The 15,744-nt window shown below is 40.5% G+C and carries 15 protein-coding genes and 2 tRNA genes; 8 read left to right on the forward strand and 9 right to left on the reverse strand.

Features of this window, described 5'->3' with window-relative positions:
- Positions 1-85 precede the first annotated feature (85 nt).
- From LY11_RS21015 to LY11_RS21025, 3 genes are all read right to left on the reverse strand, one after another.
- Complete coding sequence (locus tag LY11_RS21015) at positions 86-268, reverse strand: spore protein (RefSeq protein ID WP_068402833.1); 183 nt, start codon at positions 266-268, stop codon at positions 86-88.
- Positions 269-306: 38 nt separating this feature from the next.
- Positions 307-377: transfer RNA gene (locus tag LY11_RS21020), tRNA-Cys, on the reverse strand.
- A gap of 49 nt (positions 378-426) precedes the next feature.
- Complete coding sequence (locus tag LY11_RS21025) at positions 427-1,176, reverse strand: TrmH family RNA methyltransferase (RefSeq protein WP_111635600.1); 750 nt, start codon at positions 1,174-1,176, stop codon at positions 427-429.
- On the opposite strand from LY11_RS21025, the gene tamL reads away from it, so the two are divergent.
- On the forward strand, positions 1,167-3,542 hold the full coding sequence (gene tamL / locus LY11_RS21030; protein ID WP_111635601.1) for a translocation and assembly module lipoprotein TamL: 2,376 nt from the start codon (positions 1,167-1,169) through the stop codon (positions 3,540-3,542). The genes LY11_RS21025 and tamL overlap by 10 nt on opposite strands.
- 62 nt (positions 3,543-3,604) lie before the next feature.
- On the opposite strand, the gene LY11_RS21035 is transcribed toward tamL, so the two are convergent.
- From LY11_RS21035 to LY11_RS21045, 3 genes are all read right to left on the reverse strand, one after another.
- Positions 3,605-4,135, reverse strand: coding sequence for a hypothetical protein (locus tag LY11_RS21035; protein WP_111635602.1), 531 nt, complete (start codon positions 4,133-4,135; stop codon positions 3,605-3,607).
- A gap of 43 nt (positions 4,136-4,178) precedes the next feature.
- A complete protein-coding gene (locus LY11_RS21040) occupies positions 4,179-6,419 on the reverse strand; it encodes a patatin-like phospholipase family protein (RefSeq protein ID WP_245952850.1) in 2,241 nt (746 codons plus the stop codon).
- A gap of 110 nt (positions 6,420-6,529) precedes the next feature.
- Positions 6,530-7,018, reverse strand: coding sequence for a TspO/MBR family protein (locus LY11_RS21045; RefSeq protein WP_111635603.1), 489 nt, complete (start codon positions 7,016-7,018; stop codon positions 6,530-6,532).
- Between the two features lie 44 nt (positions 7,019-7,062).
- Between LY11_RS21045 and LY11_RS21050 the strand changes: the two genes are divergently transcribed.
- A complete protein-coding gene (locus LY11_RS21050) occupies positions 7,063-7,620 on the forward strand; it encodes an acyl-CoA thioesterase (RefSeq protein WP_111635604.1) in 558 nt (185 codons plus the stop codon).
- Between the two features lie 2 nt (positions 7,621-7,622).
- Here the strand turns inward: LY11_RS21050 and LY11_RS21055 are convergent, their stop codons facing one another.
- Complete coding sequence (locus tag LY11_RS21055) at positions 7,623-8,393, reverse strand: DeoR/GlpR family DNA-binding transcription regulator (RefSeq protein WP_111635605.1); 771 nt, start codon at positions 8,391-8,393, stop codon at positions 7,623-7,625.
- A gap of 284 nt (positions 8,394-8,677) precedes the next feature.
- Here LY11_RS21055 and LY11_RS21060 point away from each other — a divergent pair, with 284 nt between their 5' ends.
- From LY11_RS21060 to LY11_RS21075, 4 genes are read left to right on the forward strand one after another with little or no spacing between them, the layout of a single operon-like run.
- On the forward strand, positions 8,678-10,264 hold the full coding sequence (locus LY11_RS21060; protein ID WP_111635606.1) for a glycerol-3-phosphate dehydrogenase/oxidase: 1,587 nt from the start codon (positions 8,678-8,680) through the stop codon (positions 10,262-10,264).
- Positions 10,265-10,307: 43 nt separating this feature from the next.
- Positions 10,308-11,822, forward strand: coding sequence for a glycerol kinase GlpK (glpK, locus tag LY11_RS21065; protein ID WP_111635607.1), 1,515 nt, complete (start codon positions 10,308-10,310; stop codon positions 11,820-11,822).
- Between the two features lie 24 nt (positions 11,823-11,846).
- A complete protein-coding gene (locus LY11_RS21070; RefSeq protein WP_111635608.1) occupies positions 11,847-12,575 on the forward strand; it encodes an MIP/aquaporin family protein in 729 nt (242 codons plus the stop codon).
- A gap of 40 nt (positions 12,576-12,615) precedes the next feature.
- Positions 12,616-13,392 (forward strand): hypothetical protein, encoded by a 777-nt coding sequence (locus LY11_RS21075; RefSeq protein WP_111635609.1) that lies wholly within the window; start codon positions 12,616-12,618, stop codon positions 13,390-13,392.
- A 284-nt stretch (positions 13,393-13,676) separates the two neighbouring features.
- Here the strand turns inward: LY11_RS21075 and LY11_RS21080 are convergent, their stop codons facing one another.
- Together LY11_RS21080 and LY11_RS21085 are read right to left on the reverse strand one after the other, a co-directional pair.
- A complete protein-coding gene (locus LY11_RS21080; protein ID WP_111635610.1) occupies positions 13,677-14,045 on the reverse strand; it encodes a hypothetical protein in 369 nt (122 codons plus the stop codon).
- 155 nt (positions 14,046-14,200) lie between these two features.
- A tRNA-Arg gene (locus LY11_RS21085) sits at positions 14,201-14,272 on the reverse strand.
- Positions 14,273-14,752: 480 nt separating this feature from the next.
- On the opposite strand from LY11_RS21085, the gene LY11_RS21090 reads away from it, so the two are divergent.
- Both LY11_RS21090 and LY11_RS21095 read left to right on the forward strand, forming a co-directional pair.
- Entirely contained in the window at positions 14,753-15,427 is a 675-nt protein-coding gene (locus LY11_RS21090) for a DDE-type integrase/transposase/recombinase (RefSeq protein ID WP_170132742.1), read from the forward strand.
- A gap of 28 nt (positions 15,428-15,455) precedes the next feature.
- On the forward strand, positions 15,456-15,744 hold a 289-nt coding region (locus LY11_RS21095; RefSeq protein WP_211321618.1), incomplete at its 3' end, for a hypothetical protein.

Genomic DNA, 15,744 nt, shown 5'->3' on the forward strand with positions numbered 1-15,744 from the left:
GAATAAAGCTGCTTTGAAAATACCGGGCATAAAAAAAACCTTTCTGATTTCAGAAAGGTTTTTTTTATGCTTTTAACTTTAGAACTTATGCTCTTAAAGCTGCAGAAAGTTGATCTAATAAAAGATTGTTTTTAGCTAACTGATCTTTTTTAGGTTGTTGTGAACGACTACCTAATTCAATGTTTGTAGCTAGTTTCAAAGTTTTAACTTCTAAACGTGAAGTTGTTTTATTCTTTCTGTCTTTTCTTTTTAGTCTTGTAACTGCCATGGTCTTAACCTTTAGTTTTTTTATTTAATATAAATCTGAGGTCGAGAGCGGATTCGAACCGCTGTACGAGGTTTTGCAGACCTCTGCCTAGCCACTCGGCCACTCGACCTGTTTTGAATTCAGGTTGCAAAAATAGCAATTAATACTTAACCTGCAATTTATTTCTGCAAATTTCTACTAATATCTGCACAAAAGATTGCTGCCGACACCGCAACGTTCAATGACTCAGCCCCTCCGACTCTTGGAATCGTTACCGGATTATTAATTAAAATATTCACTTCATCGCTCACTCCCTGTCCTTCATTGCCTAAAATGATCAAACCTTCAGTTCCCCATTTTGTTTCATAAAGACTATTTCCATCGAGCATTGCGCCAAACATAGGAAGTTTAATGTCTTTTAAAAACAACGGCAGATCCTGATAGCTCACATTTACCCTGCACAAAGAACCCATGGTTGCCTGTACAGTTTTCGGATTATAAACTTCTACGGTATGCAAAGAACAAATTACATTTTTAAACCCAAACCAGTCGGCTGTTCTGATAATGGTACCCAGGTTCCCCGGATCTTGTATACCATCCAGGACAAGAGAGAAATTGTTTTGCAGTGTGCTTTTATCGAATGCCGTAGTTTCAGGGATATGAACCAGTGCCAGAATACCTTGTGGGGCCTGTAAAGTACTAATCTTCTCTAATTCGGCACTGTTTACTTCAAATAACTTTATATTTGAAGGTAATTTAGGTAGTAAAGACTGATATTGGGCCAGAAAATAGATGCTATGGATCTGGTAAGCTGAAGGAATGAATTCTACTATTGATTTTATTCCTTCAATAATAAATAGCCCATGCGCTTTGCGGTACTTTTTTTGATGTAACGATTTTATAAAACTTATCTGAGACTTTGAAAGCATATTCTATTTGTAAAAAGAAATTCCAGTTTCCCGCAATATTACTATTTATTATTCTTTTTGCTGCTGCCTGTTCCTCTACAAAATTTATTGAGAGCAATCAATCGATAGTAAAAGTAATTGAAATAGATAGTATTCCTTCCAGATATAATGAAGAAGCACAGAATTATATTCAGAAAGATATTCGCCCGGCATCCCGCCTTGGGATCAACGTCGGGCTGTACAATATTTTTTACACTTTGTTCAAGACAAAGTCCGTAGGAAAAAAGGCACCTGTACTGGACAGTACTTTGGTAGAGATTTCCAGAGGTCAGATCGAAAAGTACCTGATGAGCAAGGGATATTTTATGGCAAAAGTCAAATCTGTGATCAAAGTGAAAAATCAGCGGGCACAGGTTGATTTTATCGCCACTCCGGGGCCAGCCTTTTTTATAGGGAAAGTAACGACTACTATCCCTGATACGGCCGTCAGAAAGCTGTATAAAGAGGATAAATCGTTTAATAGTCATTTGCATGAAGGCGTTCAGTATGATGATGACTCTCTGTCTGTAGAACGGGAGCAGATTTATACAATGATGAAAGAACATGGGTATTATGACTTCTCCAGGCCTTATGTGAGATTTGAGGTTGATTCTACGATGAACAAGAGCCGGGCGAATGTGGCGCTCTTTATCGATACTCCTGCAAATAAGGGAAGTCATACGCAATATATGATTGGGGAAACCAATATATTGGTTGCACCCTCAACCGAAGGATTCACTGATTCAATTACTTTAAATCCCCGGATTTTCAGAGGTATCCGTTATACTGATCTGTCGAAACGTTTCAGGAGAAATCCAATTGTCAGGTACGATTTCCTAAAACAAGGGGAAGTTTATGATGTCAATAAAGAGACTTTAACCTACGACCGTTTATATGAGCTGAATGTTTTTAAAAACGTGAAGATCGAATATGTTAAATCTAAAGACAGTGCAAACATCCTGAATCCGCTGATCCAGTTAACGCCGCAGAAGCGGATGAGTAACCGGGTAGAGGGGGAGGTTCCTTTTAATGCAGGTACAGTAGGGTTTACTTTGAGTAATACTTATACGAACAATAATATTTTCAGGGGAGCAGAGCGTTTTGAATTTCAGGTAAAAGGCGGCCTTCAGTCCAGAATCGGGCAGGGAGGTTCACTATTCAGTGATATTTATCAGCGTGATTTCTCTGTCAGTGCTAACCTGGCAGTGCCGAGATTAATGGTCCCGTTTAGTATTCCGTTAATGGGTAAAAATGGAATGCCGACCACTACGTTTTCTACAAGTTATATTTACTCGCTGCAAAAAGATTTCTTTGTACGCCGGGCATTGTTGAATTCCATCACTTATGAATGGGTAGAAACGAAGTCGAAACTGCATTCATTTACGCCGCTCAATTTTGAATACAGGTTTGGAGGATTATTAATTGATACAACCACGATAGACGGAAGAACTACTTTTCTGAACAATATTTACAATATCAACCTGCTGACAAGAAAAGATCTGACCATTGGGATGAAATATGCGTATTCCCTGAATGCGAATAAACTATTGCTGAATAAAAGCTTTATTTATTTCCGTGGGAATATAGATATTGCCGGTAATATGCTGGACGGGATCTCCAGGATTATTGATACCAAGCATGATCCTTCCCAGGGAGATTATGCGAAGATTCTGGGCTTGCCTTTTAATCAGTATGTGCGGCCGGAAGTGGATATAAGGTGGTACAAGAATTTAGGGCTGGACAGGCAGTTTATTGCAAGGATCAATGGAGGTGTCGGGGTTGCTTATGGTAATTCTGTAGCTGTCCCTTTTGAGAAATTATTCTTTGCTGGTGGTGCCAGTGGGGTCAGGGCATGGCAGGCCAGAACTTTAGGGCCGGGAAATTATAACCGCGGAGTCAGCCTGCCTACAGAGCAGCAACGGAGAATTTCTTACGGTATAGATCAATTGGGCCAGATGCACATTGAAGCCAACCTGGAATACCGCTATAAATTAATTGATAACTTTTTTGGGGCGAAGCTTAAAGGTGCTGTATTCCTGGATGCGGGTAATGTTTGGAATATATCTCCGGGCAACCCAAATCCTGAGACTTATTTTAATTTTAAAAACCTGGGCAATCAGATTGGTGTAGGTACAGGTGTGGGATTCAGGTATGATTTACAATATTTTGTATTCAGGTTTGATGTGGGTTTGAAGCTGAGAGATCCTCAGTTTGAGCCTAAAAACCAGTGGGTGATTGAGAAACTATTTAGCGGAAGAAAAGAGTTTCAGGATGCTTATAAATTGGCTAACAGCCCTGACAGCTACCGGTTCTTCCAATACAACTTTGGGATAGGGTTGCCGTTCTAGGCAGCGCATAAAAAAAGGGGTATATCTTTTGGATATACCCCTTTTTTTATGTTTAAATTCGCTTAAAAAGCCTTTTTTAAAGTATCAAATGCAGTTTCAAAAAAGGTAGAAAGATCCAGGCCGTTACTGTGGTTAAAGTATATAAATATCAGTAAGATAACCACTGCGTAAATGATGAGTTTCCTGAAAGCAAAGGCAATGAAAACCAGTAACACAGGGAAAAGAATCATCCAGATACTATTGATGGTGAATGGGTTCAGGCTTCCTTCTTTTTTATAGATATAAAGCAATTTACTGTGTGTGCCTTTATCATTCTGATGTTTTACATACACAAAAGCTGATTTGTCAATTTGTAAAGGCAGGATAGCTACACCATCATTGAATTTTAAGGTTTGCGTGAAACCGCTCACCGTGAAGGTGTACAGGCCATTGATTTTTTCCAGCGGACGATCCAGTGAGTCAGCAGCGATAATAGCGAGTTTGCTGTTTTTGAGCAGGCTTTCTTTAACGATGAAATTGTCGATGTCTGACTTTTGGGCATAGCCAGCGCTGGAGATCAGCAGGAATACTAAACAGTAATATATTGTTTTCATTTTTCTTGATATGGGTTTATCCAGGAGCAGGCACCTTATGGTTTTACTCTATGGAGCGTTTATTATAAATGAGATACCCCAAATGTAGTAAAACGCCGTTTCTTTTTATCGGATCATCATATAAATTATAGCTCAGGCTGACCGGGCCGACTGGCGTATGGTAAACCAGGCCTGCGGTTCCGGCATAATGAATATGATTGAATGTCGGGCTGTTTTTTACGTCCTGAAACCCATTCTGAGCGATTTCCTGGTAAGGCAGAAATAGAAAAGCTTCTACTCTGAGATCCAGGTTTTTGCGGACCTTGTAAATGTTTTTTAAACCTCCGGCCAGGTAAGTACTTGCTCTGAATTTCTCCAGGAACAGAGATCTGCTATCCTGTAAAGGGTAAAATGCGGGCGCTACCAGCAGCGTAGAATAATAATTTGAGAACAATGGCTGGTTCGATATTACGCCTTCCACAAGATAGCCAAGCGTGTATTTACCTTTGTGAAAGAAATAATTTTCATCACTCAATTTGACATTGAACCAAGCTCTGTTTTTCCTGTTTTCTTCTATATCTGTTGAAACACCACTATTTCTGGAGATATTACCGGGAGTGTAGGTTTCCATTCCATTGAAATAATTGAGGCTGAGCAGGAAATTTCTGCCGCGTGTAGCATATTGCTTACGGTTAAAAGTGTTTTGTTCAAAAGCTACTGTCGTTCTCAATCCGTTGAAAATAGTTTTATCTAAAATGTCACCAATATTAAAGGAATTGGTAGGGCTATAGTGATCATTGTTATTGATGAATGAGGTACTGAGCGTGATCCTGGTATTGCGGTTGAGCGGAATTCCTGCTTTAAGTTCAATCTTTCTGTCCGACTGCTCAATGTAGGTTGGATGTGGGTTTTCAATAAAAATCTGGCTGGTATTGTAGAAGTTAAAGTGATTGTAAGTCATTTCCCCGCTTAAAAAGAAGGGCAGCTTTGACGGATAATCAATACGGCCATTGAGTTGAATAGATTCATAAAAACGACCTGAATAAAAATTTGTGCCGAAAGTATAAGCTTTGCGGTCGAGGTAATTATACTGCAGGCCAAGGAACACATTACTGATCGGCCTGCTGGAAATATTACCACCAAAGTCCAGCTTAAAACTTCTTTTAGGTTTAGCTACGATACCGAAAATATAACTGTCAGATTCAGGGTTATAGGTGATTGTCGGATAAATAGTTTCGAAAGTTTCATCTGCTACCAGTTTATAATAACCTTGTTTGATGTCCGCCAGATTGAAAGTCGGTTTATCGCTTTTAAACAGGCGCTCGATATACCGTTTCTGCTGGCTGTTCACACCAGTTACTTTGACATCACTAAATACCAGCTGCGGCTTTTTATTGTTGAAAATGCTTCTTTTAAGCGCGAGTTCTTCTTTGCTGACTCTGTGCTGTACTGATTTTAATATTCTGGGCATATCAGCGATGGTTGCATCATAGCCTTGTTTAATCAGTTCGGCAACAGGGCTGAAATTACTGGAACTAAAATCCTGCAGGTCAGGCTGAATGTAAATCCCGTTTTTACCAACTAAGGTGGAATCTGATTTAGATAAAAACATGAAGAGCATCAGCCTGTTGATCAGGCGTTCGTCCCCGGTTTTTGGGTATTCTTTGAAGTTTTTAGAGGATACATTCGCCCCGATAATATAGTCGGGCTTGAATTCTTTTTGCATCACATCGGCAGGGAAATTATTATATAACCCACCATCAAAAACATATTTATTGTCCAGTTTAATTGGCCTGTAGATCATTGGGACGGTCATCGTTGCCCGTACTGCTTCGGCCAGACTACCGCTTTTTACGGTGATACTGGTTTGTGAAAATATATCAGAAACCATACAGCGGTAAGGCACAAAGAGATTGTTGAAATTATCTTTGGCTATGGCTGATGCTTGTGACAGCAACTCCATTAATGCGAAGTTTAAAGGGATGTCATTCACCAGGTTCGACCGGAAGTTTACCCGTAAGGCGGTGTCAACAGAAAGTTTAGCGGTAATCAAAGAGGCATTGATACTGCCTTTCTGAAAGAAGAAACTATAATCACTTTTAAACCTGCCGCTTACCCAATCCTGAAAGTCAGTCGTGAGGGCTATCTTTTCAATTTGTTCCGGAGAATAGCCTGCTGCATAAAGCGCGCCTACAATCCCGCCCATTGAAGTTCCGGTGATATAGTCAATCGGAATGTTATTTTCTTCGAGTGCTTTCAGCGTTCCGATATGTGCCAAACCTTTAGCACCCCCTCCACTGAGCACTAGTCCAACCTTTTGCGCATAAACCTGCAATGTGCAAAAACAGAGTAAACCGAGAAAGATTTTCTTTAAACAGATCACTTTCCTAAAATACAGGTTTTCTTTTAGAAGCGCTAGTTTAACACGTAAATATTATAAGTAAGCAGCGTTGCAAAACTCACCCATAAAAAGTAGGGAATATAAAGTAACCCTGCAGTTTTGTCGATTTTATAGAAAGCTATGCCATTCACTACAATCGCGGCAAGCAGGAAGATGATCTCAATCAGGGCAGCGCCAATCAGCTGATGGTAAAAGAATAAATAAGACCAGCACAGGTTCAAAATAAGCTGGATAAAGTAGAATGCGACCGTTCTTGGCAGATGGGTTATCTGAGCTCTTTTATTCCATACCAAATAAGCAGAAATACCCATAAGAATAAATAATAAAGACCATACCGGGGGAAATAGCCAGTTGGGCGGGTTAAAAGATGGCTTTTCCAGTAAAGGATACCATGATTTGATTGTCTTTTGTGTGATGTATCCTCCTATGGCACCAAAGGTTAGCGGAATGAGCATGTTAATCAGGAAAGGAACGGATTTAAAGCGGTTTTCGGTGCTTGTCATGTACAAGTATACAAAAAAAGCTAAATTGCAATCAAAAAAATAACATGTCAGCATATAAACCCGTTGCAAGTTCCCAGGTTACTTTAACAGAACTCATGATCCCTTCTTACTCGAATTTTGGAGGTAAAATACACGGTGGGATTATCCTGGGCTTAATGGATAAAGTAGCCTACGTTTGTGCTGCAAAACACGCCGACGGATACTGTATTACGGCTTCTATTGATGTGGTCGATTTTCTTGCCCCGGTAGAAGTAGGGGAGATTGTTTCTCTGATGGCTTCGGTCAACTATGTAGGAAACAGTTCTATGATTATCGGCATCCGGGTCGTTTCAGAAAACCTTAAAACACACGTGATCAAACATACCAACACCAGTTATTTTACCATGGTGGCCATTGGAGAGGATAATAAGCCAAAACAGGTTCCTGCACTGCTTTTAAAAAGCAGGGAAGATGTCAGGCGTTTCTTTCAGGCGATGAACAGAAAAGAACTGAAGAATACGTATAAAAAAGATGAAGCTATGCTGAAGCAAACAACGTATGAACACCATAGCTTTATGGATGCCTTAAGCAGAGAACGTTGTAAAGTTGAACTGGAATCCTGAATTTAATCCCTGACAATGGTTACGCTGATCCCTTTATTCTCCATGAGTTTAACAAGGGCAGGTGATATGCCATCGTCGGTAATCACATGTTGAATCTGATCGAGAGAACAGATCTTTCCCAGCCCTCTTTTGCCCATTTTTGAGCTGTCTGCGAGTACGACCGTAATCTGCGCGGCATTGATCATCTTTTGGTTCAAACGTGCTTCCATCAGGCTGGTTGTGGTTAACCCGGTTTCAATATCAATTCCGTCTACGCCCAAAAATAACATGCTGCAAGACACATCCTCTAAAATCTGTTCCGCATAAGGGCCCATGACTGAAGATGAATTTTGTCTTAACTGACCGCCAAGCTGTAAAACTTCCACATGTAAATGATGGGAGAGTTCCAGGGCAACATTGAGTGCTGAGGTGACTACGGTGAGGTGTTTCTCCGGATGTATAGCCCTGGCCAGGGCTAACATAGAAGTTCCAGAGGCGATGATGATAGAGTCATTGTGACCAATCATATCTGCAGCAGCTTTAGCGATCTGCCTTTTCTTATCTGCGTGGATCTGCTCTTTTTCCGCAACCGGTTTATCATTCGTGTAAGGGTTGGTTTTGGAGCCTCCGCCATGCGTGCGGAAAAGTAGTTTCTTATCTTCCAGTAACTTCAGGTCCTTCCGGATGGTAACATCAGAAACCCGCATTTGTGTACTGAGTTCCTGTACATTGACAAAACCTGTTTCCTGAAGTTTTTTTAAAATTAGCTGATGTCTTTCGGTAATACTCTTCATTCCGGTTTGGTTATTTGTAGGTTGCGTTAACCAAAAATAAGCAAAAACCGGAAGTTTTTTCAGTTTACTGACTTATATATTTCAATGATTGTTTCGTTTTGTTTCGATTTCGACTGATTGTTTTCTTCTCTTTGTAGATAAACATTCTTTATATGGTGTTTTTGATCCTTTTTAAAATAAATGAAGGTTCTTATTGATTTTAATTTGTTTTGAAATGTTTTATTTTATAAATTTGATATAGAAAGCGAAACAAATCGTTAGCTGATATAAGGAGGCCATCACACATGAACACGAATAGAAAAGAACTCATAGGAAATATTGTTGATCCGGAAAAGGTTTGGGATGTAATTGTAGTTGGTGGCGGAGCAACAGGCTTAGGTGCTGCACTTGATGCGGCCAGCCGTGGTTATCAGACCTTATTGTTAGAACAGGCTGATTTTGCCAAAGGAACATCCAGCCGGAGTACCAAATTAGTCCATGGAGGCGTGCGTTATTTAGCGCAGGGTGATATTGGACTGGTCAGAGAAGCGCTATATGAGCGTGGTTTGCTTTTAAAAAATGCAGCCCACTTAGTGAAAAACGAATCGTTCATTATTCCGAATTATGAATGGTGGGGTGGTGCTTTTTATACCATAGGATTAACACTATACGATCTGCTTGCTGGTAAATTAGGTTTCGGCCGTGCCAGGCATATCTCTAAAAAAGAAGTGATCAGCAAGCTTTCTACTATACAACCTGCACATTTATACGGAGGCGTAGTTTACCATGATGGACAGTTTGATGATTCCCGTCTGGCAGTTAACCTTGCGCAGACCAGTCTGGAGCAAGGAGCTACCATCTTAAATTATATTCGCGTTACGAGTTTAATTAAAGATGCGCAGGATAAAGTAGCGGGTGTTGTGGCGACTGATATAGAATCGGGCGTTACTTACCAGCTGAAAAGTAAAACGGTCATCAATGCAACCGGGGTATTTGTAGATGATCTTTTACAAATGGATAAACCGGGTAAAAAGCCATTGGTCAGATCAAGTCAGGGTGTCCACTTAGTAATTGAGCGTTCATTTATGCCTGGCGAAGATGCAATCATGATTCCTAAAACGGATGATGGCAGGGTATTATTTGTAGTGCCGTGGCATGATAAACTGGTCGTGGGAACTACCGATACGCCATTAGATCAGCATAGCCTGGAGCCGGTAGCATTGGAAGAGGAGATTGAATTTATTATGCGTACAGCAGCAAAATATTTAGTTAAAGCACCAACACGTAAGGATGTACTGAGTGTATTTGCAGGTTTACGTCCTTTGGCTGCGCCAGAAGACGGTTCTTCTAAAACAAAAGAGATTTCAAGAAGTCATAAGCTGATTGTGACTACATCGGGACTGATCACCATCACCGGTGGTAAATGGACAACTTACCGCAGAATGGGTGAAGATACGATCGATAAAGCCATAGAGGTCGGGAAATTAAAAGCCCGTCCTACCAAAACGAAAGAACTTTCTATCCATGGTAGTAAAGCAGATGTAAACCGCAACGATCATTTATATGTTTACGGAAGTGATGAAGCTGCCCTTTTAGCGTTAGGGGATGAAAACCCGGCCTGGAAAGAAAAACTGCATGTGCGTTTACCTTATATCAAGGCCGAAGTGGTCTGGGGAGTGAGACATGAAATGGCCCGTACGGTAGAAGATATTTTAGCCAGAAGGGTGAGAGCATTATTCTTAGATGCACGTGCTGCAATTGATATGGCACCTGCTGTAGCCAAATTAGTCGCAACAGAACTTCAATATGATGAAGCCTGGGAAAAAGAACAGGTCAAAACCTTCAGAAAACTAGCTCAATCTTATTTATTAGAACCTTATACGCCTGAATAGAAAATATTCAGCATCAATTAAACCAATATAAATCAATAAAGTTATGGAAGATTACATTTTGGCTCTGGACCAGGGCACAACGAGCTCTCGTGCAATTATTTTTGATCATAAAGGACAAATTAAATCAACGGCACAGAAGGAATTTACCCAGATTTTTCCACAATCAGGATGGGTAGAACATGACCCGAATGAGATTTGGTCTACGCAGGCAAGTGTAGCGGCAGAGGCAACGGTAAAAATAGGAATTAATGGTTCTAATATCAAGGCAATCGGAATTACTAATCAGCGTGAAACGACCATTGTCTGGGATCGTGAAACTGGTGAACCTGTTTACAATGCGATTGTCTGGCAAGACAGGCGTACCGCAGAATTCTGCGATCAGCTGAAAAAAGACGGTAAAACTGATATGGTCCGTGCTAAAACGGGATTGGTTATTGACTCTTATTTCTCAGGGACTAAAATAAAATGGATTCTTGATAATGTTGAAGGAGCCCGGGACAGGGCAAATAAAGGTGAACTGGCTTTTGGAACAGTAGATAGCTGGCTGGTCTGGAAATTTACAAGAGGCCATGTACACGTAACCGATATAACCAATGCAAGCCGTACCATGTTGTTTAACATCCGTACTGAGCAGTGGGATGATGAATTATTGGAAATGCTGGATATTCCTAAAAGTATGCTTCCTGAAGTGAAACAATCGAGCGAAATCTACGGAGAAACAACTACTACTATTTTCGCTTCAAAAATACCAATCGCCGGAATTGCGGGAGATCAGCATGCTGCGCTTTTTGGACAGATGTGTATTGAAAAAGCTATGGTTAAAAACACTTATGGGACTGGCTGTTTTATGCTGATGAACATTGGTGATAAATTTATAGAATCAAAAAACAACTTATTAACTACTGTTGCCTGGAAAATTAACGGCGAAATACAATATGCGTTTGAAGGAAGTATTTTCATCGGAGGAGCGGTTGTGCAATGGCTGCGTGATGGTTTAGGCGTAATTAAGAAATCTGCTGATGTAGAAAAACTGGCTGCAAGTGTTAAAGATACGCAGGGAGTTTATTTTGTACCTGCTTTTGCTGGTTTGGGTGCGCCTTACTGGAAGCCTGATGCAAGAGGTACAATTGTAGGATTGAGCAGAGGGAGTACATCGGCACATATCGCGCTTGCTGCATTAGAATCTATCGCCTACCAGACCAGGGACGTTTTGAAAGCAATGGAAGCGGATGTGGGAATGGAAATTAAAGAATTAAGGGTGGATGGTGGCGCAACAGCGAACGATTTGCTGATGCAATTTCAATCTGACTTGCTGAACTGTAAAGTAATCCGTCCGAATGTAGTAGAAACTACAGCTTTGGGAGCGGCCTATTTAGCAGGATTAGCAGTTGGTTTCTGGGATAGCGTAGAAGAGATTCAGCAGTTATGGAAGTCTGAGAAAGAGTTTGTGCCTGCAGGAGATCAGACAGTGATTAAAAAGGGAATTAAGGATTGGAAGAGAGCTATTCATGCTGCACAAAGCTGGAATGAAGAGTTGCCTGATACAGATTTAAATTAATTATTCATCCTTAATTTTACCAGAATGACTCCATTCATAGCAGAACTTATAGGTACAATGTTACTTATACTTTTAGGCGATGGCGTAGTGGCCAACGTATTATTAAATGATACCAAAGGAAAGAATGGTGGGTGGATAGTAATTACCGCCGCCTGGGGACTGGCAGTTTTTGTGGGCGTAACGGTTGCAGGCCCGTACAGTGGTGCGCATTTAAACCCTGCAGTAACGATTGGTCTGGCAATAGCCGGAAAATTTGCCTGGGCAAGTGTGCTTCCTTATATCACCGCGCAGTTGATAGGGGCGGGAATGGGTGCATTCCTGGTTTGGATCATGTATAAAGACCATTTCAACAAGGACAATGATCCGGCAGCTATGCTGGCCTGTTTTTGTACAGGCCCGGCTATCCGTAATTATACTTCGAATATAACCAGTGAAATTATCGGTGCATTCGTATTGGTGTTTACGGTTTTCTATATCACCGGAGCTGAAATTACACCGACTAAAATACCTGTTGGTTTAGGCTCTGTTGGTGCTATCCCTGTTGCTTTTCTGGTTTGGGTAATTGGCCTTTCACTAGGAGGAACTACCGGATATGCAATTAACCCGGCCCGTGATTTAGCTCCGCGGATTATTCATGCTTTAGTACCTATCAAAGGGAAGGGCACCAGTGACTGGACTTATGCCTGGATTCCTATTCTCGGTCCGATTATGGGGGCAGCGATAGCAGCGTTTCTGTATTTACAACTTCACTAATCATCAGTTAAACAAAACAGAACTTCTTAAACAGATTTTTATGAAAACGATTTTTAAAGGTAGCCTTGGGGCTATACTAGGGCTATGCCTTTGCCTTTCTGCGGGGGCCCAGGATCTGACAACGCCTAAAACTGATACTGTCGCAGTAAAAAAATACAAACCTTTTAATGTGAACCTGCAAGTGCGTAATTTATACTTGTGGCGTGGATTTAAGGTTTCAAACAGCCCGATTACTGATGTGGATATGCACTATACCACTAAAGACGGAAGTTTCTCTGCAGGTTTTTGGGGAGGAGCGGGTTTTAACGGAGAGTACAAGGAATTCGATTATTATGTGAGTTATGTTAAAAAGGGCTTTAACTTTTCGGTCTGGGATATTAACAATGTGACGGATTTCCCGAATGCTAACCTGTTCGATTATAAAAGGGCTACTACGTCTCACTTTATCGACGTAACTGCGGGATACCAGTTTGGAGATGCTTTTCCGATCAGTATTAACTGGAGTACGATTGTACAGGGCAGGGATACGCATATGAAGAGTAATGGAGATCTGGCCAATAATTATTCCAACTATGTAGTTCTTGATTACAGAGTGTGGAAAGATGGAGGGTCGAATGTTCATCTTTTTGCAGGTGGCGGATTTGCTTTTGGCAGAGACGAGAATTTTTACGGTTCTAAACCCAATGTTGTCAATGCCGGGGTCACTTTAAATAAAGACCTGGTCGTTTTCACGCATCATATGCCAATTGCAGCAACAGCGATGTTTAGTCCTGAACACAATTACGGCGCTATACAATTAATCATCAACGCATTTTAATAAAGGGTTTCTTTTTCCTGTAAACACAAAAAACCAGCCGGAAGGCTGGTTTTTTTGTAGTGTAAAATATATACATTACTGTTGTGTGTGTTCCATAGGTAGATGATTCACAGTTCAATATTAAGCTTCTCAATTGACTTATCATTTCATTATTACACCAACGCCCGTTTTCCTGAGGTGAATGCGTCAAATAATTGATGTTTATTTGATAAATCGATATTTCTTAGCTCAAAGTGGTAACATTCGTTGGTTTTGTTACGTGAAATATTTGGAAGATTCAAATCTTATCGTGGGATAGTCACTGTGATCCTGCCGTCTTTAACGCCGCCAAAAAAATTGCTGGAGCGCCTATCCAGTTTCTGACCTTTAAATTTAATGGTGATGTCGCAATCGCAGAACATAGTATAAGTGATGTCAATTATATCTCCGGGAAAAACGTCCTGGGTTTCGTAGTCACCAGTTCTTCTTTCGCGGACACTCAATATGTTTCTTCCTGTTCTGTTATTAAAAACATCAATAACATAAGGATCTCTGGAATAATAAGGGTCATTGTTGTTGATCTCTACTTTTAATTTATTGGAATTCAGGTCATCTTTTTTGCATCCGGCCAGAAATAATAGCAGGATGGCTGAAATTGTAATCAGGTATTTCATGGGTGTGTCAATTGTGTTTAATGTATTTTGATTACATTAAAGACGATAAATCTGTGGATACCCCTATCAAGGTTTATGAGATTCCTGCTGATCAGCAAAAAAGCAAAAACGGCTAATCTCGTTATCACAAGATCAGCCGTTTTATTCTTTTTATGTGTCCCTGAAGGGATTCGAACCCCCATCGTTGGTACCGGAAACCAAAATTCTATCCATTGAACTACAAGGACATTTCGGCAAATATATCAATTTGATTCATTTATTCTGAATTCTCCTGAAAAATAGATGCCCAATTTGTTTGAATCGCATGAAATAAATTATAATCTATATCAAAAACAACATTTGAAATATCAATTTCTACATTTTCTGCCCGGCCCCCAAAATTAACTTTACATCAATAGCTTATTATTCATCCTAATAATTCAGAAATTGAAAGTAAAAAATGTACTTGCTGGATATTCCGCTCCATAGTACGCCACCCATTCCGGAGTAAAGTCCACCAGTATTCCGCTGGAAAGGTTACCAATTATTCCGCTGCAAAGTCCACCACTTTGCTACCGGACTGATTTTGTTGAGGTCTGACATTCCGACACAAAGTACACCACTTATTCCGCGCCAAAGTTCACCACTAAGCTGAGTTTAACCGCCAATTACTATAAGTTTGGTTTGTAACCAAAACCACTTGCAGTATGGCAAATAAGCTACTTAGTATGCAAAAGATAAGACAGATACTTTTATTTCTTGAACGCGGTATTTCCCAGCGGGCGATAGAAAAAGAAGTCAAGATTACCAGGAAAACAATTGCCCTCTACTTGCAGAAATTCCTTCAAACAGGAATCGATTTTAAGGAACTACTAAAGCGTTCTGATGAGCAGCTGGAACAGATACTGGGCTTATTAAAGCCCGTTGTTCCGGAGGGTACTGACCCCCGTAAAGTTCATTTCAACAGCCTTATTGAGTATTTCAATAAGGAACTCAGCAGAATTGGCGTAACCCGTTTATTACTTTGGGAAGAATATATTAAAGAATATCCGGCTGGCTTTCAATATTCCAGATTCTGTGAGCTTTTACAGGATCAAATGAAGGTTAATAATGCGGTGATGCACTTCGTTCATTATCCGGCAAAGCTGCTGGAAGTGGACTTTGCGGGCGATATGCTGCACTACGTTGACCCTTCAACAGGCGAACTTATCGCTTGTCCGGTATATGTCGCTGTGCTTCCCTTTAGTGGATATGGCTATGTGGAGGCCTTACCTGATGCCAAACTTCCTCAGGTGGTCAAGGCGTTGAACCACACTCTTGATTACTTTGGTGGTGTTCCCCTGGCTGTCAAATCAGACAACATGAGACAGTGGGTATCTAGAAGTGGTCTTATACGGATATAGGTTTACAGTTTTGAGTTAATTGACTCAAATGAAAGCACTAGAAACGGAGCCAAAAACTTACTCCAAAACCTTTAGAGAAAAGCTAGTTATTATGGTAGTTTATCAGAATCTACCTGCCAAAGCTGTTGCAAAAATGCACCATTTACCCAGTGTCCATATGCTCACCAATTGGGTAAGTATTTATAAGAAAAAATTAGAAAAAGGAGCTGTATCTTTATTACCTATGGATCCCAAAGTTAAAGATTCCAAAGCTCTTCAGGCTAGAATCAGGCAATTAGAGAAATCCTTGGATAAAGCGAATGTGCTTATCTATGGAC

This window comes from Pedobacter cryoconitis (assembly GCF_003259615.1).
Classification (GTDB): Bacteria; Bacteroidota; Bacteroidia; order Sphingobacteriales; family Sphingobacteriaceae; genus Pedobacter; species Pedobacter cryoconitis.

Excerpts from the sequence above, each read along its gene's own strand:
- LY11_RS21015 (WP_068402833.1), bottom strand. The coding sequence starts at position 268 with ATGGCAGTTACAAGACTAAAAAGAAAAGACAGAAAGAATAAAACAACT.
- LY11_RS21025 (WP_111635600.1), bottom strand. The coding sequence starts at position 1,176 with ATGCTTTCAAAGTCTCAGATAAGTTTTATAAAATCGTTACATCAAAAA.
- LY11_RS21035 (WP_111635602.1), bottom strand. The coding sequence starts at position 4,135 with ATGAAAACAATATATTACTGTTTAGTATTCCTGCTGATCTCCAGCGCT.
- LY11_RS21045 (WP_111635603.1), bottom strand. The coding sequence starts at position 7,018 with ATGACAAGCACCGAAAACCGCTTTAAATCCGTTCCTTTCCTGATTAAC.
- LY11_RS21050 (WP_111635604.1), top strand. The coding sequence starts at position 7,063 with ATGTCAGCATATAAACCCGTTGCAAGTTCCCAGGTTACTTTAACAGAA.
- LY11_RS21055 (WP_111635605.1), bottom strand. The coding sequence starts at position 8,393 with ATGAAGAGTATTACCGAAAGACATCAGCTAATTTTAAAAAAACTTCAG.
- LY11_RS21060 (WP_111635606.1), top strand. The coding sequence starts at position 8,678 with ATGAACACGAATAGAAAAGAACTCATAGGAAATATTGTTGATCCGGAA.
- glpK (WP_111635607.1), top strand. The coding sequence starts at position 10,308 with ATGGAAGATTACATTTTGGCTCTGGACCAGGGCACAACGAGCTCTCGT.
- LY11_RS21070 (WP_111635608.1), top strand. The coding sequence starts at position 11,847 with ATGACTCCATTCATAGCAGAACTTATAGGTACAATGTTACTTATACTT.
- LY11_RS21075 (WP_111635609.1), top strand. The coding sequence starts at position 12,616 with ATGAAAACGATTTTTAAAGGTAGCCTTGGGGCTATACTAGGGCTATGC.
- LY11_RS21080 (WP_111635610.1), bottom strand. The coding sequence starts at position 14,045 with ATGAAATACCTGATTACAATTTCAGCCATCCTGCTATTATTTCTGGCC.
- LY11_RS21090 (WP_170132742.1), top strand. The coding sequence starts at position 14,753 with ATGCAAAAGATAAGACAGATACTTTTATTTCTTGAACGCGGTATTTCC.